Source organism: Atlantibacter subterraneus (assembly GCF_007570865.1).
GTDB classification, from domain to species: Bacteria; Pseudomonadota; Gammaproteobacteria; order Enterobacterales; family Enterobacteriaceae; genus Atlantibacter; species Atlantibacter subterraneus.
Map to the genome: position 1 here is coordinate 1031898 of NZ_VLPS01000001.1, position 20044 is coordinate 1051941.

At 57.6% G+C, this 20044-nt stretch carries 19 protein-coding genes; 11 read left to right on the forward strand and 8 right to left on the reverse strand.

The window, feature by feature from the left end; translation table 11 throughout:
• The first annotated feature begins 157 nt into the window (after positions 1–157).
• Both ttrS and ttrR read left to right on the forward strand, forming a co-directional pair.
• On the forward strand, positions 158–1888 hold the full coding sequence (gene ttrS / locus FND52_RS04995; protein ID WP_425277900.1) for a tetrathionate respiration histidine kinase TtrS: 1731 nt from the start codon (positions 158–160) through the stop codon (positions 1886–1888).
• On the forward strand, positions 1888–2472 hold the full coding sequence (gene ttrR / locus FND52_RS05000) for a tetrathionate respiration response regulator TtrR (protein ID WP_144129740.1): 585 nt from the start codon (positions 1888–1890) through the stop codon (positions 2470–2472). The genes ttrS and ttrR overlap by 1 nt, the downstream gene beginning before the upstream one ends.
• A gap of 24 nt (positions 2473–2496) precedes the next feature.
• On the opposite strand, the gene FND52_RS05005 is transcribed toward ttrR, so the two are convergent.
• The 3 genes from FND52_RS05005 to FND52_RS05015 all read right to left on the reverse strand — a co-directional run bounded on the left by FND52_RS05005 (position 2497) and on the right by FND52_RS05015 (position 4504).
• The gene (locus FND52_RS05005) at positions 2497–3579 is read right to left on the reverse strand and encodes a malate/lactate/ureidoglycolate dehydrogenase (RefSeq protein WP_144129742.1); all 1083 of its coding nucleotides are present in this window, start codon (positions 3577–3579) and stop codon (positions 2497–2499) included.
• A 69-nt stretch (positions 3580–3648) separates the two neighbouring features.
• Complete coding sequence (locus FND52_RS05010; RefSeq protein ID WP_144129744.1) at positions 3649–4065, reverse strand: DUF6691 family protein; 417 nt, start codon at positions 4063–4065, stop codon at positions 3649–3651.
• Between the two features lie 10 nt (positions 4066–4075).
• Entirely contained in the window at positions 4076–4504 is a 429-nt protein-coding gene (locus tag FND52_RS05015) for a YeeE/YedE family protein (protein ID WP_144129865.1), read from the reverse strand.
• A gap of 160 nt (positions 4505–4664) precedes the next feature.
• Here FND52_RS05015 and paoA point away from each other — a divergent pair, with 160 nt between their 5' ends.
• From paoA to FND52_RS05040, 5 genes are read left to right on the forward strand one after another with little or no spacing between them, the layout of a single operon-like run.
• On the forward strand, positions 4665–5348 hold the full coding sequence (gene paoA / locus FND52_RS05020; RefSeq protein ID WP_144129746.1) for an aldehyde dehydrogenase iron-sulfur subunit PaoA: 684 nt from the start codon (positions 4665–4667) through the stop codon (positions 5346–5348).
• Positions 5345–6295 carry an FAD binding domain-containing protein gene (locus FND52_RS05025; protein ID WP_144129748.1) on the forward strand — a complete coding sequence of 317 codons (951 nt, stop codon included), beginning with the start codon at positions 5345–5347 and terminating at the stop codon, positions 6293–6295. Before paoA ends, FND52_RS05025 begins: the two co-directional genes overlap by 4 nt.
• 4 nt (positions 6296–6299) lie before the next feature.
• Positions 6300–8489 (forward strand): aldehyde oxidoreductase molybdenum-binding subunit PaoC, encoded by a 2190-nt coding sequence (gene paoC, locus FND52_RS05030; protein ID WP_144129749.1) that lies wholly within the window; start codon positions 6300–6302, stop codon positions 8487–8489.
• A 12-nt stretch (positions 8490–8501) separates the two neighbouring features.
• Positions 8502–9416, forward strand: coding sequence for an XdhC family protein (locus FND52_RS05035; protein ID WP_244290541.1), 915 nt, complete (start codon positions 8502–8504; stop codon positions 9414–9416).
• Positions 9406–9984 (forward strand): nucleotidyltransferase family protein, encoded by a 579-nt coding sequence (locus FND52_RS05040; RefSeq protein WP_144129751.1) that lies wholly within the window; start codon positions 9406–9408, stop codon positions 9982–9984. Before FND52_RS05035 ends, FND52_RS05040 begins: the two co-directional genes overlap by 11 nt.
• Before the next feature lie 33 nt (positions 9985–10017).
• Here the strand turns inward: FND52_RS05040 and FND52_RS05045 are convergent, their stop codons facing one another.
• The gene (locus FND52_RS05045) at positions 10018–10482 is read right to left on the reverse strand and encodes a GNAT family N-acetyltransferase (protein ID WP_144129753.1); all 465 of its coding nucleotides are present in this window, start codon (positions 10480–10482) and stop codon (positions 10018–10020) included.
• Between the two features lie 117 nt (positions 10483–10599).
• Between FND52_RS05045 and pdxR the strand changes: the two genes are divergently transcribed.
• Positions 10600–12027, forward strand: a complete 1428-nt coding sequence (pdxR, locus tag FND52_RS05050) for a MocR-like pyridoxine biosynthesis transcription factor PdxR (RefSeq protein WP_144129755.1) — start codon at positions 10600–10602, stop codon at positions 12025–12027.
• Positions 12028–12151: 124 nt separating this feature from the next.
• On the opposite strand, the gene FND52_RS05055 is transcribed toward pdxR, so the two are convergent.
• The 3 genes from FND52_RS05055 to FND52_RS05065 all read right to left on the reverse strand — a co-directional run bounded on the left by FND52_RS05055 (position 12152) and on the right by FND52_RS05065 (position 15141).
• On the reverse strand, positions 12152–13471 hold the full coding sequence (locus FND52_RS05055) for a glycoside hydrolase family 10-like protein (protein WP_208737485.1): 1320 nt from the start codon (positions 13469–13471) through the stop codon (positions 12152–12154).
• A gap of 100 nt (positions 13472–13571) precedes the next feature.
• Positions 13572–14834: a type II toxin-antitoxin system HipA family toxin gene (locus FND52_RS05060; protein WP_144129759.1), complete on the reverse strand. Its 1263-nt coding sequence runs from the start codon at positions 14832–14834 to the stop codon at positions 13572–13574.
• The gene (locus tag FND52_RS05065; protein ID WP_167509326.1) at positions 14824–15141 is read right to left on the reverse strand and encodes a helix-turn-helix domain-containing protein; all 318 of its coding nucleotides are present in this window, start codon (positions 15139–15141) and stop codon (positions 14824–14826) included. Before FND52_RS05065 ends, FND52_RS05060 begins: the two co-directional genes overlap by 11 nt.
• A 167-nt stretch (positions 15142–15308) precedes the next feature.
• Here FND52_RS05065 and FND52_RS05070 point away from each other — a divergent pair, with 167 nt between their 5' ends.
• The 3 genes from FND52_RS05070 to FND52_RS05080 all read left to right on the forward strand — a co-directional run bounded on the left by FND52_RS05070 (position 15309) and on the right by FND52_RS05080 (position 18482).
• Positions 15309–16109 (forward strand): OBAP family protein, encoded by an 801-nt coding sequence (locus FND52_RS05070; protein WP_144129761.1) that lies wholly within the window; start codon positions 15309–15311, stop codon positions 16107–16109.
• 376 nt (positions 16110–16485) lie between these two features.
• Positions 16486–17622 (forward strand): amidohydrolase, encoded by a 1137-nt coding sequence (locus tag FND52_RS05075; protein WP_144129763.1) that lies wholly within the window; start codon positions 16486–16488, stop codon positions 17620–17622.
• A 17-nt stretch (positions 17623–17639) separates the two neighbouring features.
• Positions 17640–18482: a VOC family protein gene (locus tag FND52_RS05080; RefSeq protein WP_144129765.1), complete on the forward strand. Its 843-nt coding sequence runs from the start codon at positions 17640–17642 to the stop codon at positions 18480–18482.
• A 37-nt stretch (positions 18483–18519) separates the two neighbouring features.
• Here the strand turns inward: FND52_RS05080 and FND52_RS05085 are convergent, their stop codons facing one another.
• Positions 18520–20031: a class I adenylate-forming enzyme family protein gene (locus FND52_RS05085; protein ID WP_144129767.1), complete on the reverse strand. Its 1512-nt coding sequence runs from the start codon at positions 20029–20031 to the stop codon at positions 18520–18522.
• Positions 20032–20044 lie beyond the last annotated feature (13 nt).

Sequence of the window (20044 nt, forward strand, 5' to 3'; positions counted from 1 at the left end):
ATCTCCGTGGACGCCGTTACAATCCATGCGTCACAGTGTTGTTAACAGCGTGATGAATAAACAATCTGTATGATTTACAGTGTAAAAATGGGCGAGGGGCAGGGACTATTGTGGTAAACCACATTCCCGGCGGGTTGTTGATCTAACGCAATCTGACGTGGTGGGAGACGGTGTGAAAAGGGCGTTATTACTGATTTTTTGCCTCGGTTTCGGCTCGCTGGCCGTGGCCGGGGAATGGACTATCGGCGTGCTGGCGATGCGCGGTGATGCCGCGACCCTGCGGCACTGGCAGCCGCTGGCCGATTCCCTGAATCAGCAGGTGCCGGGCGAGCATTTTCGCATTCAGCCGCTCGATCTCAGTCAGATGCGCGAGGCGGTGAATCAAAAATCCATCCAGTTTGTGGTTACCAATCCGGCGCAGTTTGTCCAGCTTAACAGCCACTACCATTTGCGCTGGCTGGCGTCGCTGCGTACCCGGGATGGCAACAACATTATTGGCAGCGTTATCCTGGTGAACCGTGAAAGTAACTTACAGGATCCTCAGGATCTGACTAATAAAACTGTCGGCGCTATCGATCCGCTGGCTTTCGGCGGTTATCTCACCGGGTATAAAGCGCTGGCCGATCGCGGTATCCAGCCCGAGAAAGATTTCAGGCTGCGCTTCACTGGCTTTCCCGGCGACGCGTTGCTCTATCTGCTGCGCGAGAAAGCCATCCAGGCGGCGATTGTCCCGGTATGCTTGCTGGAACAGATGGATGCCGAGGGCTTAATTGATAAAACCGCATTTCGCCCGTTGATGGTGAATCCGGTTGCCGCGCCGTGCGTCACCAGTACGCCACTGTACCCAAACTGGTCGTTTGCCGCACTGCCGGACGTCGATAACGCGCTGGCGGATAACGTGGCCCGCGCGTTACTCAATAACCAGCAGCCACCGTTCCTCTGGGGGGCGCCGGTCTCTACCAGCGATGTCGAGAGCCTGCTGCGGGCGGTGAACCAGCACCCGGAACAGCGGCGGCTGTGGCAGGACGTGCGTAGCTGGCTGATGCAGAATCAGTTTGCGGTCGGCGTCTCGATACTGGTCCTGCTGTTGTTGACGGTCAATCACATCTGGATCGCCCTGCTGGTGCGCCGACGCGGGCGACAGCTGGCAAAAGCCAGCGAAACGCTGCGCCAGCAGGAGAAAGCGCTGGAGAATGCCCGTCAGCTCAGCGTGCTGGGCGAGATGGCATCGGGGTTTGCCCACGAACTCAACCAGCCGCTATCGGCCATTCGCCATTATTCCCAGGGTTGCCTGGTGCGGCTGCGTAAAACCGATGAAAACCATTTTCTGATCCCGGCGCTGGAGCATATTGACGCCCAGGCCCAGCGCGGCGGCGAGACGCTGCGTAATCTTCGTCACTGGGTGCAACAGCCATCGGCGTTTGATGCCGATGAACGCGAGTCGGTTAGGGTTCCCGTAAGGGAAACGGCCCAGCGTGTCACGGATCTGCTGCGGCTCGGGCAACATTATCCAACGCTGGCGCTGTTTAACCAGCTACCGGTCTCCCTGACTCTGACGTTGCCGCCGATGGTGCTGGATCAGCTGCTCGCTAACCTGATTCTTAACGCCGCGCAGGCGGGAGCCAGCGCCGTCTGGCTAACCGAACAGGAGGGCGGGCTTGTAGTGCAGGACAATGCGGGTGGAATAGAGGACAAACAGCTGCTCCATGCCTTTCGGCCTTTCAACACCACCAAACCCGACGGCATGGGGCTGGGGCTGGCAATTTGCCAGCGGCTGATCCGCGATGCTTACGGCGAAATTACGCTGGATAATCATCCCGCGCCAGACGGTAAAACCGGGCTGCGGGTGGTACTGCAATTACCCATTACTGAATCTGAGGATGCCTGATGTCTGTTGTTCATCTGGTCGATGATGATGTCGCCGTAACCGAAGCCTGTCAGTTTTTGCTGGAAGGGTTTGGGTATCGCGTTCAGAGCTGGAACGAGAGCCAGACGTTTCTGGCGCAGGCCGCGCTGCATGAACAGGGCGTGGCGCTGCTCGATTTGCGGATGCCGCATCTCGACGGCCACGGGCTGTACGGTGAACTGCTTAAGCGACACAGCACGCTGGCGGTGATTTTTCTCACCGGGCACGGCGATTTGCCGGTCGCGGTAGAGCAAATGAAGCGCGGCGCGGTGGATTTCCTGCAAAAACCGGTATCCGCTGAAGCGCTGGTCGCGGCGATTGAACGGGCGCAGGCAATTTCCGCTGTGGCCTGTGAGCGCCGTTGTATTCGCCAGTGTTATGAGAGCCTGACGCCGAAAGAGCGGGAAATCGCCCAGTTTATCGTGCAGGGCCTGATGAACCGTGAAATCGCCGGACGGCTCAACGTGGCGCTAAGGACGGTGGAAGTGCATCGCGCCAGGGTGATGGAAAAGATGATGGCGGTGAATATCGCCGAGCTGGTGGGGAAGATGCGGGCAATGGAGTAACAGGCCCGGACGGGCCTGAAATATTTACGCCAGCTGCGCCTTAAACCGCGCCAGCTCCGCGTCCGGCATGCCCGCCTCGCGCGCCGCCTGGCAAATGGCGTTCCAGCTGCTTTCATCCAGCGGGATGCCCTGGGCGAGGCGCGTTTCGCGGTTATGCATTTCCCATTCACCCGGCACCTGCACCGGCTGCGCCGGATCGTGCGGTGACTGTTTTACCCACTCCACAAACGCATCGGTTTGCTGCTGCATATCCGGGGCGTCGAACAGTTCCGGGTTGAGGATAATCGTGGTCATGCAGTTGAAGATGGCGTCCACGCTCGCCTGAAGCGTCTCCTGATGGGTGGTTTTGCCGCCCGACAGCGCGCCGCCGAGGATTTCGCACATTGCCGCCAGCGCGTAGCCCTTATGCTGGGCAAAGGTAAGCAGGGAACCCAGCGGCGCGACGTGCATTACCGCCGGATCGTTGGTCGGCAGACCCTGTTCATCAATCAAACAGCCATCCGCCACCGGCTCGCCTTTATGCCAGGCGACGCGGGTTTTGCCAAAGGCTATGGCGCTGGTGGCGTAATCCAGCAGCAGCGGTGGCGCATCCTTGCGTGGGAACACCACGCACAGCGGATTAGTGCCGAAACGGCTGTCTTTGCCGCCGAACGGCGCGACCATCGGGTCGCCAACCACATTCACAAAGTGAATGGAAATAAATCCTGCCGCCGCGCATTTTTCTGCCCAGTAGCCAATCCGGCCTATATGGTGGGAGTTATGCAACGCCACGGCGGCCAGCCCGAACTGGCGCGCTTTTTCAATGCCCAACTGGATGGCCTCATGCGCCGCTACCTGGCCGAAAGCGGCGTTACCTTCCAGCGTAACCACCGCACCGGCGTCTTTCACCACGCTGGCATGTTGATTGAGCTGTAAATAGCCCTGCGCCAGCGAGCGGATATAGCTGGGGATCATCCCTACGCCGTGGGAATCGTGGCCCGCCAGGTTGGCGGATACCAGATGATCGGCCACCAGCCGCGCCTCCTGCGGCTCACTGCCCGCATAGCCCAGCAGCGCCTCGACAAACTCCTGAAGCTTTGCCGCCTGAAAACGTAACCCTGTCTGCATTATTGTTCTCCGTTATAGGTTGTGTGCGTTTTCATGCTGCGCTTTGCGGGAAGTGAGGTCAAGCCGCTGCTATTTACCTCGGTTTTCAAGCCACTGGAAAATTAGCATTCCGGCAATCATCGCCGCCACGAACACCATGCCCTTGCCGATCCCCGCGCCGAGCAGGACCAGGCCTGGGCCGGGGCAGATCCCCGCCAGCCCCCAGCCAACGCCAAACAGCACCGAGCCGCCAATCAGCCGTTTATCAATTTGTTGGGAATTTGGCAGCTGCATTTCCGTTGCGCAGACGGGCCGCGCGCGCTTTTTCGCGCTCCGAAAGGCAAAGAAGCCGACGCCGATTGCGCCGCCCATCACGAATGCCAGCGACGGGTCCCAGAGACGGGTGATATCCAGAAAGCCCAGCACTTTCGCGGGGTCGGCCATGCCGCTGACAATCAGGCCGATACCGAAAATCAGCCCGGCGAGCAGGGAAACGATAATATTCATGTTGCTCTCCTTAACGCCACAAGCCGGTTAGCCAGACGGTGACAAACGCCACGCCCATAAAGGTGGCGGTGGCCGCCAGCGAACGGCGCGACAGCCGCGACAATCCGCAGACGCCGTGCCCGCTGGTGCAGCCGGAAGCGTAGCGGGTGCCGATACCCACCAGCAGACCGGCGAGTATCAGTAGCCACCATGGCGTGGCGACGGTAATGACCGGGAGCGGGGCAACCAGCCGGTACAGCCACGGCGCGAGCAATAATCCCGCCAGAAACGCCAGCCGCCAGCCTTTATCCGGGGTTTTCAGGTTTAACACTCCGCCCAGAATGCCGCTGATCCCGGCAATACGTCCACAAAACACAATTAATACCCACGCCGCGCCGCCGATCAGCAATCCGCCGATCAAACTCGCCAGCGGGGTAAAGTTCGCCATATCGATATCCACGTTTATCTCCTTATTCATTCGCGTTGCTTATCAGGGCTATCAGGATTTAAGAATAATCCTGCCGCCAGTGCTGACTATGCTTAATGTTCAAAAACTTCCAAAACAATTGCGGTAAGCGCCCATTCTTACCCGTTTATTTTTTTATTACTGGAGGCCTGGTATGAGCAACCAAGGCAATAACGAGCCACAAGCCCATTCTGACGACGATCGCCATCATTTTAACCTCACGCGGCGTGATCTTTTAAAAGTTGGTGCGGCGACGGCTGCAACAGCGGCGGTGCCTTCGGGCGTGGCGCTGGCCAGCGAACCGCCGGTTACGCCGCCGCCGGAAATCACTGCAGTGCGCTTTACCGTTAATGGCGAAGTCCGGGAGCTGGATGTGGATACCCGCACCACCTTGCTGGATGCGCTGCGCGAAAATCTGCATCTCACCGGCACCAAGAAGGGCTGCGACCACGGTCAGTGCGGTGCCTGTACTGTGATTGTCGACGGTCGACGCGTTAATTCCTGCCTGACGCTGGCGGTGATGCATCAGGATGCCGACATCACCACCATTGAGGGGCTGGGTACGCCAGATAATTTGCATCCGATGCAGGCGGCGTTCGTCAAACACGACGGCTACCAGTGCGGTTACTGTACGCCTGGGCAAATCTGCTCGTCGGTAGCGATGCTGGAGGAGATCAAAGCGGGGATCCCGAGCCACGTCACGCTGGATTTAGTTTCGCCGCCGTCGATGGACGCCGATGAAATCCGCGAGCGGATGAGCGGTAACATCTGCCGCTGCGGGGCCTATTCCAACATTCTCGCTGCGATTGAGGATGTCGCCGGAGGGCAGAAATCATGAAGGCGTTTACCTATCAGCGCGTGAATACCCCTGGCGAAGCGGCGTCCAGCGCCCAGGGACATACCGGTGCCAAATTTATCGCGGGCGGCACTAATCTGCTCGACCTGATGAAGCTGGAAATCGAAACCCCAACCCATCTTATCGACGTTAACGGGCTGGGGCTGGATAATATCGAACCGACCCCGGAAGGGGGCTTGCGCATCGGCGCGCTAGTGCGCAACACCGATCTGGCGGCGGACCAACGGGTACGGCGCGATTACGCGGTACTATCGCGCGCGCTGCTGGCCGGGGCGTCTGGTCAGTTGCGCAACCGGGCGACCACGGCGGGAAATCTGCTGCAACGCACCCGGTGCCCCTATTTTTACGATACCAACCAGCCCTGTAATAAACGCCTGCCGGGCAGCGGGTGCGCCGCGCTGGAAGGCTTTAGCCGCCAGCATGCTGTTGTGGGGGCCAGCGAAGCTTGTATCGCCACCCATCCCAGCGATATGGCGGTGGCCATGCGGTTGCTGGATGCGGTAGTCGAAACGGTGAAGCCGGACGGCAGCGAACGAAAAATCCCGCTGGCGGAGTTTTATCGCGCGCCGGGCAAAACGCCGCACCTGGAAACCGTGCTGACTGGCGGAGAGTTGATCACCGCCGTGACGCTGCCTGCGCCGCTCGGCGGAACCCATATCTACCGTAAAGTGCGCGATCGCGCCTCCTATGCGTTTGCTCTGGTCTCAGTGGCGGCGGTGGTGCAAGCCGATGGCACCGGTCGCGTGGCGCTGGGCGGCGTGGCCCATAAGCCGTGGCGAATGGAAGAGGCCGATGCGCAGTTAACTCACGGTGCACAGGCGGTTTACGACACGCTGTTTGCCAGCGCACAACCCACTGCTGAAAACGAATACAAGCTGATCCTGGCGAAGCGCACGCTCGCCTCGGTACTGACGGAAGCGAGGGCATAAGCTGATGAAATTTGAAAATCCGGCTCAGGATAACCCTATCGACCAGCTTAAGGTGGTTGGCCGCGCGCACGATCGTATCGATGGCCCGCTAAAAACTACCGGCACCGCGCCTTATGCCTATGAATGGCATGATGAAGCCCCCAATGCGGCCTATGGCTATGTGGTCGGTTCCGCTATCGCCAAAGGGCGTATAACCTCAATGAATGTCCAGGCCGCGAAAAAGGCCCCGGGCGTGCTGGCGGTGATCACCGCTGAGAATGCCGGGAAGCTGGGCAAAGGCGAAAAGAATGCCGCCACGCTGCTCGGCGGCCCGAAGATTGAACATTATCACCAGGCGATTGCCGTGGTAGTGGCCGAAACCTTTGAACAGGCGCGGGCGGCAGCGGAACTGGTTCAGGTGGAATACCAGCGCGAGCGCGGCGCTTACGATCTGGCAGAGGAAAAGCCCTCCGTCACTACGCCACCGGAAGATACCCCGGATAAAAAAGTGGGCGAATTCGACAGCGCCTTCGCGTCCGCTGAGGTCAAGTTTGACGCCACCTATACCACGCCGGATCAGAGCCATATGGCGATGGAGCCGCATGCATCGATGGCAGCGTGGGAGGGCGATAAGCTGACACTCTGGACCTCTAATCAGATGATCAACTGGTGTCAGACCGATCTGGCGAAGACCCTGAATATTCCCGAAGAAAATGTCCATGTGCGTTCGCCGTATATCGGCGGCGGCTTTGGCGGCAAACTGTTTTTGCGCAGCGATGCGCTGCTGGCGGCCCTTGGCGCGCGGGCCATCAAGCGCCCGGTGAAAGTAATGCTCATCCGGCCGCTGATCCCCAACAATACGACCCATCGACCAGCGACCATCCAGCTGGTGCGCATCGGCGCGGATAAAGAGGGGAAAATCACCGCCATCGCCCATGAAAGCTGGAACGGCAACGTGCCGGGCGGGCCGACGGAGACCGCCACCAACCAGACCGAGTTTCTGTATGCCGGGGCCAACCGGCTGACCGGGTTACGGCTGGCGAAGCTCGATTTACCAGAGGGCAACGCCATGCGCGCCCCTGGCGAAGCGCCGGGCATGATGGTGCTGGAAATCGCCATTGACGAGATGGCTGAAAAGCTGGGGATGGACCCGGTGGCGTTTCGCATACTCAACGATACCCAGGTGGACCCCGCCGATCCGCAGCGCAAGTTCTCGCAGCGCCAGTTGGTGGAGTGCCTGCGCCAGGGCGCGGAGCATTTCGGCTGGAGCCAGCGTAACCCGAAGCCTGGCCAGGTACGTGAAGGCCGCTGGCTGGTGGGCATGGGGATGGCGGCGGGCTTTCGTAACAATCTGGTGATGAAATCCGGCGCGCGAGTGCATCTGGATCCGCAGGGCGGGGTAACGGTGGAGACGGATATGACCGATATCGGTACCGGTAGCTATACCATCATTGCCCAGACTGCGGCGGAGATGATGGGCGTGCCGCTGGACAAAGTAGTGGTTAAACTCGGCGACTCGGCCTTCCCGATTTCCGCCGGATCTGGCGGGCAGTGGGGCGCAAACAGCTCGACCGCAGGCGTCTATGCGGCCTGCGTGAAGCTGCGCGAAGCGGTCGCGAACAAGCTGGGCTTCAATCCCGATACGGCAGAGTTTGCCGAAGGGCAGATTCGCGAAGGGGATCGCAGCGTCGCGCTCACCGATGCCGGGGCGCTGAGTGCCGAAGACAGCATTGAGTTTGGCGATCTCGATAAAAAATATCAGCAGTCCACTTTTGCCGGGCATTTCATCGAAGTGGGCGTGGACAGGGCGACCTGCGAAGTGCGCGTGCGCCGAATGCTGGCGGTTTGCGCGGCGGGCCGCATTCTTAACCCGAAAACCGCGCGTAGCCAGGTGATTGGCGCGATGACCATGGGGCTTGGCGCGGCGCTGATGGAGGAGTTAGCCATTGATACCCGGCTGGGCTATTTCGTTAACCACGATATGGCGGCCTATGAAGTGCCGGTTCATGCCGATGTTCCGCGTCAGGAGGTGATATTCCTTGATGAAACCGACCCGATCTCCTCGCCGATGAAAGCCAAAGGCGTGGGCGAACTGGGGATTTGCGGCGTCAGCGCGGCTATCGCCAATGCCATCTATAACGCCACGGGCGTCAGGGTGCGTGATTATCCCATCACGCTGGATAAGCTGCTGAAAGGCCTGCCCGAGCTGGTGTAAGGATGGTGAACCGTGTTGCAACACGCGTCTTTGATTGAACCTGGCCTGCTCAATCCCGAGCAGGCGTTTTTAACCGACGATAGCCGGGAGATCCTGCGCTTCGCCGCCGATGCCCTGACGGCAGGGATGACGGCGGCGCTGGTGACCCTGGTGGAGATCCGTGGCGGCGCGGCGCGTCCGCTGGGCGCGCAGATGGCGGTTCGCGGGGATGGGCAGTATTGCGGCTTTGTCTCCGGCGGCTGCGTGGAGTCTGCGGTCGCCTGGGAGGCGCTGGAAGCCATGCTCGACGGGGAGGATCGCACGGTGGTGTATGGTGAAGGTTCGCCGTATTTCGATATTGTGCTGCCGTGCGGCGGAGGAATTACGCTGACCGTTCATATTTTACGCGCGGTGCAGCCGCTACTGGCGGTGCTTAACAGTCTGGAGCAGCGTCAAACGAGGGGGCTGCGCTATAGCCCGGGATCACAAACTCTGGCCAGTAGCCAGCATCAGCCAACTGGCTGGCACGGCGAGGATTTTGTGGTGAACTATCGCCCGTGCGTGCGGGTGATGATACCAGGACATTCACTGGAGGCTCAGGTGACGGCCCGGATGGCGCAGGCCGCAGGGTTCGACGTGCATACCTGCGACAGTTTCAATTCCAAGATGTTTGATGCTGATACGGCTGTACTGCTGCTTTATCACGATCTGCATCGCGAGCTGCCGCTATTGCAGGCCGCGTTGGCGGCTCAGCCGTTTTATATCGGCGCGCTGGGCAGCCGTCGTACCCATGAAAAGCGGGTAGCGGCGCTGGTTGAGGCCGGCTGGAGCCAGCAGGATATCGCGCGAATTAAAGCACCCATCGGCATCTTCCCGAAAGCCCGCGATGCCCATTCGCTGGCGCTTTCGGTGCTGGCCGACGTGGCGGCGGCGCGCCATGCCGTTTGAGGGTATTACCACGCCGCCGGTGGTGATTATTCTCGCCGCCGGAAAAGGGCAGCGGTTTCGTGATTCCGGCGGTCAAGAACATAAGCTGGATGCGCTGTTTGATGGCAAAACGGTGCTGGGGCACGTGCTGGAGGCGGTGAAAACTGCGGGTTTGCCGTGGCATCTCGTCAGGCCGCCAGGCGGAACCGGCGGTATGGGAGAGTCTATCGCCCTGGGCGTAACGGCGACGACGGATGCCTCCGGGTGGCTGATCCTGCCGGGGGATTTACCGCTTATTCGGCCCGATTCGTTGCGGCGGGTTGCGCTGGCGCTAAACGAAAAGCCGGTCGTGGTGCCGTATTATCAGTCGCATCACGGTCATCCGGTGGGGTTTCATCGCAGTTACTTGAAGGTATTGAGTGCATTGCAGGGGGATAAGGGGGCTGGCAGCATCGTGCAAATCGCGCATAAGCGCGGCGAGGTTTTACCCCTCGCGCTGAGCGACCGGGGCATCATTGATGATGTTGATACCACCGGGGATTTGCGTGCCCTACAGCACAGGCACGCCTCAAAAATCGGTATCGCATGACAACAAACCCGGCTTACTGCGCCGGGTTTTTCATTATCTCACCGGCATACGATATTCAATCATGCCGCTTTTCCTGGCGACCCAGTCATACAACCGCTGGCCGCGCAGGTTGGTTTCATGAGTATGCCAGTAGAGATGGGCAGAGTGGCGCTTGCGGGCCTGCTGCTGCACATACTCAATAAGCTGCTTGCCAATCTGCTTACCGCGAACCTCTTCGCTGACAAATAAATCCTCCAGATAGCAGTAATCCGTGTCTGCCCAGGTAGAACGATGGAACAGATAGTGGACCAGACCGACGACTTTGCCATCGCATTTGGCCACTGCGCCGAATATCGGCTCAATCGGATTGAGAAAGCGGCTCCACGTCAGGCGAGTGACATCCTCTGAAATATCGACGCGATAAAACACCTGATAGTTTTTCCATAGCGGGAGCCAGTCGGTGTAGTCCTGCTGGGTAACAGGCTCAATCGTGACGCGGGAATTTTGCGGGTTATTCATGGTTATCCTTTTATTTCATTGCTGTGATAACGGCTATGTTAATGGCGATTGTGGTTCCAAATAAGTGACACTTTTTGTATTTTTAACAGATCCACTTTTATCTATATGAGCTTCGCCATGAAAAAAACGGTCGCTCCGGTGTTTCACGAGCTATTGCTGGAAAAAGGCGTCATTAAAGACCAGGTCTATCATGCGTTGCGTAATGCCATCCTTGACGGACGGCTTGCTGGCGGCTCGAAGATCCCCTCAAGCCGCGCCATGGCGGAAATGATGGCGATTTCCCGTAACTCGGTGATTGCCGGATTCGATCGGTTAATGGATGAAGGATATCTTGAGACCCGCAAAGGGGCAGGGACGTTTGTTGCCCGCAGTATTCCGGATCGGCTAACTAACGAACATTTTCCGAGAGTGCCCCGGAACACGGTAACTCACGGGGAACACACGCCGGTCAGCGACGGCGGAATGGAGCGGCTTTTTGCGGTTGGGGTAGGCTGTACCGATCTCTTCCCCCATGATCTGTGGGGAAGGTTGCTTGGCCGGGTATGGCGGCAATCTCGACGGGAACTGAGTTTACACACCAGCCCGTATGGCTACCTGCCGCTGCGTCGGGCAATCACCCGCTATATCCAGGCATCCCGGGGCGTTAATTGCCAGGAGGATCAGGTGATTATCGTTAATGGTATCCAGCAGGCGCTGGATATCGCCGCTCGCTCCTTATTAACCGCGGGGGATGAAGTCTGGCTGGACGATCCGGGTTATAACGGCGCGCGCGGAGTCTTCGCCTCTGTGGGCGCAACGGTCTGCCCGGTCAGGGTCGATAGCGATGGTATGGATATCGACGACGGCATTCAGCATTACCCTCAGGCAAAGCTGGTGTATACCGCACCGTCGCACCAGTTTCCGTTAAGCGGGACGCTTAGCCTGCCGAGGCGTCTGACGCTGCTGGAGTGGGCGCATTCGCATAATGCATGGATATTCGAGGATGATTACAACAGCGAGTTTCGCTATGCAGCGCGGCCATTGCCGGCATTGCAGGGGCTGGATGCGCATCAGCGAGTCATCTACGCCGGCACCTTCTCTAAAATGATGTACCCGGCGTTCCGGGTAGGGTTTTTAGTGGTTCCCCGGGCGTTACGCGACCGTTTTATTACCACCCGCTATTACGCCGACCTCTGCAATGGCTATCTCGAACAGGCGGTATTGGCGCGGTTTATTGAAGAAGGACACTACGCCGCCCATGTGCGGCGGATCCGCAAAGCCTGTTATGAACGTAAATCCGCGCTGGTGGCCGCAATCGAACACTATTTCCCACAGCAGATGACGGTACATCCCACGGATTCCGGCGTACATATGGTGTGTTGGTTAGCTGGTGGACTGACGGCTCAGACAGTACAGGAAAAGGCGCAGCAGCTGGGGATGGGCATACAGACTTTTGATCGCTATTGCCAGCGGCCAATGTCTCGGGAAGGGATACTGCTCGGCTATGCGAACCATCCGCCTGAAGCGTTAAAAGAAGGCATTCGTCGTCTGGCAGAAGTAATATAGCATTAGTTACAACATACAGCATGACACTAACAAATAACTGAACGTTAGCTCAGTACCTTATTCGTTAAGCAGGTAAGAAAGGGCAGAGTGAGCCGTTTTTTGGGCTCACTCCAGAGAGGGAAAATCAGCGGCTGCTCCAGCGATGTTTGAGATAATCAACGGCCTGGCGCGTTTGCGGTTGTTCCAGATAGGCTTCCCTGAACAGAATTGTGCCGTGGATATGCGGGTCAGATTCGTTCATATCGAGCTGTTTTTTTAGCTCCGGTACGCCGCCTTGTACCATCCAGTCCGGCTCGTTTTTTGACGGTTCGCCCACTTTATACAGCGCAACGCCAATATACAGGCGGGTGTTGGTCGGTTTAACCACGTCGGACCACCATTTCGCCAGCACCCCGTAGCGGGCCGCATCGCGGGCGAAAGGCCAGTAAATCTGCGGAGCGATATAATCCAGCCAGCCTTTTTGCACCCACAGACGGGTATCGGCGAATGACTCATCATAAGCCGCTGCGCCGCGGGTATCAGAACCGGCAGGATCGTGCGAGCGGTTACGCCACACGCCCGCAGGGCTGACGCCAAACTCGACGTTCGGGTTCAGCTGCTTAATGGTGCGGGAAACCTGCTCGATAAGCTGCGCCGTGTTATGCCGCCGCCAGTCCGCCTTCGACGCAAAGCCCTGACCATACTGTCGCCAGGTCTGGTTATCGTTCAGGGTGGAGGCGGGCGTTTCGGTATAGAAATAGTCATCGAACTGCACGCCGTCCACCGGATAGCGCGCAACCACTTCCGCCACGATACTGGTGATCCAGTCGCGGGCCTCCGGAATGCCGGGGTCGAGCACAAACCGGTCGCCCGAGGTGCGTATCCAGTCGCGATGCAGGACAAAAATACTGGCAGGATTTAAGGGCAGGGTGCGGTTAAGCTCATTTACTGTTGAACTGCGGATATTGGTCGACACCCGATAAGGGTTAAACCACGCGTGCACCTTCATGCCGCGCTGATGCGCTTCATCGAGAATGAACTGAAGCGGATCGTAACCGGGATCTTTACCGATTTCGCCAGTCAGCATATCTGACCATGGCAGGATTTTTGATGGCCACAGCGCAGTAGCATCGGGTTTAACCTGAAAGAACACCGTATTGATGCCCATGCTTTTCAGATTATCCAGCTTGCTGGTCAATGCCTGTTTTTGCTGACGGATCCGCGCGTCAGGGCTGAGATTAACCGAGTTCACCGGCGGCCAGTCGAGGCGAGACACGGTCGCCAGCCACACGCCGCGCATCGGCTGCGAGTTTTGCCCTGGCTTATCCGGCAGCGGGTGTTTTGCCACCGGCGGCAATGGCGTCACCAGTGACTTCGGCGGTTCTGAGGAACAACTGGTAAGAAACAGCGCGGCGGCAATGATTTTTGCGCTCGCGAAACGGGGAAAGCGACGAGTATTGATGATGAGACACTCCCTTTATTCTAATCGTCATTAACGTGGCTTAAGGCTGTACGAAACCAGCCATGGCGAGTAAGTATATACCTGACTTAAGCGCAACGGCAGCTTATCGCAGCCGGTTGATATTGCTGTTCAACTGAGACTGGATATAACGCAGCGTATCGGCGGTGATTTGGCCTGGCAGGATAGTTTCGGCTATGGCTGAAAACGCTTGAGCAACTTCAGAAATGCGTTCAACGATCCGGCGGATTTCTGATTCAGTGAGATCGGCCTCCTGAGTACCGAGCGCCAGAAGATGTTTCCGTTGAATATCTAATGCTTCACCCATCACATCCATCTGATGATATCCACCGGGCCCGTCGCACCAGGTAACATCGAAAGCAGGGGCCAGTTGCCACGCGCCGGTTGATGACATTCGGTAAGCGAAGTTTTTAGGATGGTCGTCCCGGTTATTAAAGATGACGTTGAACACCACGCGCTCAAAGGCGCGCGCGGTTTCACGTACATCATTTGTGCAGACCCGCGTGGCACGTAAAAAATTAATGTAATCCAGCGAACCCGCTACCTGATAGTTGGCCCCGGTAAAGGCCGCCAGGCTTTGCATCGGGACCCGCATTCCCTGTTCTCTGTCAAACCGGCGAGTGGCAAATGCGGACTGCCCGCCAGGCAGTTCAAAGTATTCACTGTCCGATGTGTCGATGCCGCACTGGCGTAAACAATGGGCATAGACCCTTTCAATGGCGCATACTTCTGGATGTTCGTGTCTGGCAGGGAATTTAATCAGCCAGGGCTCCAGTCCTTCAGTTGATGCAGTGGTGAAGCGGCCAGTGGTGTTATCACGGTATAACAGCGCTTTCGGGCGTGCGCCCTGTGGTGAACCGCCCATTTGTAGCAATCTGGACAAGAATTCTCCGCCTTCACCATCAAGAACTTCCTGCACTTCGCTAGCCAGCTGGCTTAAGGGAATATCTTGCGTCGCGGTTAACGCTTCCGGCTGAACCGGAACAAAAGACATCGCCCCCATTGCATTCTCGCCAATATAGGTGAGCCTTTCGAGCGAGCTAATTCGTGCAGGGTTTAAGCCTCGCTGCCTGAACAGGCGATCCATCAGCAACATTCCCCAGCCGTCAGGAAGTGAATCGTAAACCGGGCCCGGCAGACCAAGCTGATGTGCAGGAAAATCGCGCCGCAAACGAGGCCCGTTTAACGGCAGAGAGAGAAGGGAGAGTTCCAGTCCTTTTTCCATCGCGGCCTGGCTGTACTCGAACATAATCAAGGGGCGGCCGGTAAGGGCGGTTGTAATTGCCAGCGTCCCCCAAAGCCATCTTTCGCCCCATCCCTGATAATAAACCTCGACGCTATTCGGCATCCTGGCTCCTTTTCTTTATACGCTGACGGTTAAGGCTCTCTTCATAGCGGCGCAGATCGTCAAGGCTTTCAAGGTGCGGTTGAAACAGTTGCTCCAGCTCATGAACACGCCCCAGCACCATCGCGACCCGCACCAGGCTTTCGAAGCCGATATTTTTACCGGACTCCATGTTAGATACCGTATTGACGCCCACGCCTGCTCTTGCCGCCACTTCCGATTGGGTCATTTGCAGGGTAATGCGTTGTTGACGTAACCGTTCGCAAAGCAATTTGACGATTTCGCTGGGTTTCTTTAAGTATAAATCCATAATAATAGGTGTTAATGGGCTTTTAAGGAGATAACACACATTATAATAGTTTTATCACGTTATGGCGTAACTGAAAACGACGTTAGTTGCCTGGTTGGTAAAAATTCTTCTGGCGGCAGCGCGGGAGTGTACTACGTTCAGTAAAGCGACTTTTATGGGATAAATTCATGAAACCTACATTGATTGTACTGATAACCAGCCTGTCCTTAGCGGGCTGTGGTGCCAATAATACGCCTCCTGAAACTCCCATTCCCGGTGAGAAAACGTCTTCTGGAATGCGCACGCTGGAAACCGGTGCTCAGCTTATTCAATCCCGTCCGCCGGTGGAGGCGATCAGCACCTATCTTGACGGCTTTCATTTTTACAACGGTGACAAAAATGGCCAAATGGAAGCCCATCACTATGTAACAGTACTCAACGAAGACGTTATGCAGGCCGTGATTTACGACGGTAATACCAAAGATGCCCGGTTAATGGGCGTAGAGTACATTATCAGCGAACGCCTGTTTAACACGCTACCCGCGGAAGAAAAAAAGCTGTGGCACAGTCATCAGTATGAAGTGAAATCCGGAAGTCTCATTGCACCCGGATTGCCTGCGGCGGCGGATAAAGCCCTGATGAGCAAAATTGTGAATACCTACGGCAAGACCTGGCATACCTGGCACACTGACCGGGATAAAACGCTGCCGCTCGGTATTCCGGCGCTGATGATGGGCTTTACCGGGGAAGGGCAGTTGGATCCACAACTATTGGCCGACCGGGATCGACGATTTGATGTGAACACTCACGTCATCAAACAGCAACGAACAGATATCGTGGCGCATCCAGTCGCCGAAGGTGCCAACGCCTGGCAGAGCGGTGAAGTTATTCAGCTTAAGCGGGTTAAGGGTTCAGGTGAGCATGGTCGCGGCGACACCCGTCATTTCGGGACATCGGAGCAAACCAGAGATGCAAGCAAGCGCGATTGATGGCATTTGACTTTGTGGACATGGATGATTTAACAAACCCAAAGCAAGCCCGCCACAAAGGCGGGTTTTTTATTGCCCAACGGTAATGCAGCAACAGGGGACAGAGCAGAGGATTGATGCCGGGCCGCCTGAGAACCGCCGGCAACAGGTATAAATTCAATTTAACATAATATACATTATGCGCACCAACATAGAACCCGATAAAATCTGCCATTTCGCCACGCTACATTGTCCCAGCTAATCAACGCCACCACACCATTTCAAATCCCAGCCTGTATTTCTTCTTTCCGGATAAGCTTTCCATAAATCGTTAGTTCACGCAGCCAGACGCACACTGGATGATTGATGAGATCTAATAACAAAGGAATTCATCATCATGCACCTGTACGGCACCGAGCAACTGATTAACTGGCGACGTGAATTGCATCAGAACCCGGAACTCTCCAACCAGGAATTTGCCACCACACAACGCATCACCCGCTGGCTCCAGCAAGGCAATATTCGGTTACTGCCCCTGAAACTGAAAACCGGCGTGGTTGCAGAAATTGGCCAAGGCGAGCCGCTTATCGCGCTGCGCGCGGATATCGACGCCTTGCCCATCGACGAAAAAACTCAGCGCCCGTGGGCATCGCAAACCCCCGGCGTGATGCATGCTTGCGGTCATGACGTCCATACCACCGTTATGCTCGGCGTAGCTCATCGTCTGAAGCAGCAGGAAGCGCGTCTGCCTGGCCGGGTGCGAATTCTGTTCCAGCCCGCCGAAGAAACCTTTAATGGCGCACAGCAGTTAATTGATGCTGGCGCGCTGGATGGCGTACAGGCAATTTTTGGGATGCACAACGCACCGGACCTGCCGCTGGGCGAATTTCGCACCTGCGGCGGCGCGCTGTATGCCAATGTCGAGCGCTTCGTTATCCGCATTCAGGGTAAAGGCGCTCACGCCGCGCGTCCACATGATGGCGTGGATACCATTGTGATCGGCAGCCAGATTGTCACGGCGCTGCAAACCCTGCCTTCGCGCATGTTCAGCTCGCTGGATTCGGTGATCGTCAGCGTAACGCGTTTCACCGCGGGCAATACCTGGAACGTGCTGCCGCACAACATTGAACTGGAAGGCACCGTGCGCACCCACGACGCCGGCATTCGTGACGCGGTACCGGAGAAGATCCGCACGCTGATCCAGGGCATCGCCTCTGGCTTTGGCGCAAATGCCGATCTGGAGTGGATTGCCGGGCCGCCGGCGCTGATTAACACCCCGCAGTGGGCCGAGTTTGCCCTTGAACTGGCCCAGCGCAGCGGCTATCGCACTGCCCTCGCCTCACCGCAAATGGGCGGCGAAGATTTCGCTTTTTACTTACACCACGTACCGGGCGTTTTCATTAATGTAGGCAGCGCCAGCGATGCGGGCCTGCACCATCCGGCGTTCGATCCCGATGAAAGTCTGATCGAACCGGCGGTTAATTACTTCACCCAACTCGCCCCCCGCGCCCTGAGCGCGGTGGCTGGCCTTTGAGAAAAAGGATATTCGTCATGACGTTTCCCGTTCCCGTACTCGACCACGTGGTGATTAATGTCGCCAGCCAGCTTGATGATGCCAGCGCATTGTACCGTCGCCTGGGTTTCCAGCTCTCAGAGCGCGGCCACCATACCCTCGGCTCCAGCAACCATTTAGCGATTTTTGATGAAAACTACCTTGAGCTGCTCGGTTTTGAGCCTGGCCGTGGCGATAAGCGTAAAGATCTCTGGGAAGCGCCGCTCGGTCTGACGGGCCTGGTATGGAAAACCCAGAGCGCGGATGATGAGTTTACCCACCTGGTACAGCAAGGGCTGGATGGCGAACCGCCTGCCGCGTTTCATCGCCCGGTCCGTCTGCCCGATGGCCAGCAAACGGAAGCGCGATTCAAAACGGTGCGCCTGCGTCCGTCCCTGATCCCCAATGGCCGCAGTTTCTTCTGCCAACATCAAACGCCGCACGCCGTCTGGCAACCAGCCTGGCAAGAACATCCGAACGGAGTGAAACACATCAGCGAGTTTGTGATTGTCGCCCAGGATCCTGCCGGTTCGGCGCTGGTTTACAGCCGGTTGTTTGGCGAGGAGCGCTTTCAGGCCACCCATGACGGTGCGCTGGTTCTCAAAGCTGGTAAAGCGACGGTGCGAATCGCCTCTGAAGAGTATGCCCGCCGCCGTTTCGGCGCGTTGCCGGAAGATTACAACGGCACGCCGCGCATGGCGGGCCTGAGTTTTTTGACGGCAGATTTAGCACAGGTGAAAGCCAGTTTGCAGCATGGAGATATCCCTTTCCGCGAGGAGCCGGATGCCATCATTGTCGAACCTGAACGCGCCTTTAACGTAGCGCTACGTTTCCATCGCTAACCAATGAAAAAGCGGGATAATTATCCCGCCTTTTCATTTACGCTTCCCAGCGTTGTTCCTGCTCCAGCGTACTCGCCAGCAGGCGCAGCGACTGGCGGTCCACTTTATTGGTCGCCGCCCAGGGCAACTCCGCCAGAAACGCGATGCGTCGCGGATGCTGATACGCCGGGCCGTGCGCCAGAGTGTGCTGCTTCAGCGCTTCCCGGGTTACGCTTTCGCCTTCCTGCAATACCACAAACGCCACCGGCACCTGGCTGCGTTCTTCATCCGGCAGCGGGACCACGCTGGCCTGGCGTACCGCAGGATGGGATTCGAGCAGTTTTTCCACCTCGCCCGGATAGATATTCTCCCCGGAGCAAACAAACATATCGTCCGCGCGACCAATAAAGAAATAGAAGCCGTTCTCGTCGCGGCGCATCACGTCGCCGCTGTAGTACCAGCCATCCTGCAACACCTGAGCGCTTTTCTCCGGCAGACGATGGTAGCCAGGCGTGACCGCCGGGTTGCGCATCATCAGTACGCCTTCATCCCCGCTATGGCCGTCGGCAAATTTCAGCTCGCCCGCCGCCAGCGGATAACCCAGCGACAGCGGCGGCGTCGGCAATCCATCGGGATGTGGGCCAAATACCGCCGGTCCCGCCTCGGTGGTGCCGTAGCCGTGAGTGATCTCCACGCCGGGAAACGCCGCTTTTATTCGGTTGAGCAGCCCGAGAGTGATCGGCGCGGAGCCCAGCATCACTTTTCGTAACGCACTTAAATCATAGCGATTGATATCAGGGTCGCGCAGCAGGCGGGCAAACATGGTCGGCACGGCGGTGACGATATTAATGCGGTAATGCGCCAGCGCGTGCAGATAGCTATCGATGCTGAAGGACGGCAGCACGACCAGCAATCCATTGCTGGCAAACACCCGTTTCGCCAGGAACAGACCATTCATATGGAACAGTGGTTGGGCGACAATATAGCGCGACTGGGCATCATCCGGCTCCACGCCGCCGACCCGCGTCACGTCCAGCGCCCAGTACTGGCCGTAATGCGTTAGCGGCACGCCTTTCGGTCGCCCGGTACTGCCCGAGGTATACAGCATCATCGCCAGTTCGTCTTTTTCGGGGATCACGGCTTCAAACGCCTGCGGGGTAACGATCTGGCTGAAATCGCCATCAAAATCTACCACCGCCACCCTGTCCTTCAGCAGTTCGCCACGGGCCTGATCGGCAAAAACCAGCTGGATTGCGGCGTCCTCAATAAAGTAGTGCAGCGTCTCCTGCGGCACTTTGATATTAAGCGGTACCGCGACCAGGCCCGCGCGCATAATGCCAAAGTACGCCGCCAGATATTCGGCGCGGTTCAGTGCAGCGATGCCGATAGCGCTGCCCCTCGGGTAGCCGCGCTGCTGAAGATAATGCGCCACGCCGCCGGCCAGCTCGTCAATCTGCTGATGAGTGTATTCGCGCGGGTGTTCCGGTTCGCGCAGGTCGATAATCGCCAGCCGCGACTGGGGTAAAGCGCGATCGGTCAGATCGCCCAGGTTACGAAGTGTTTGACTCATGAATATGCTCCGA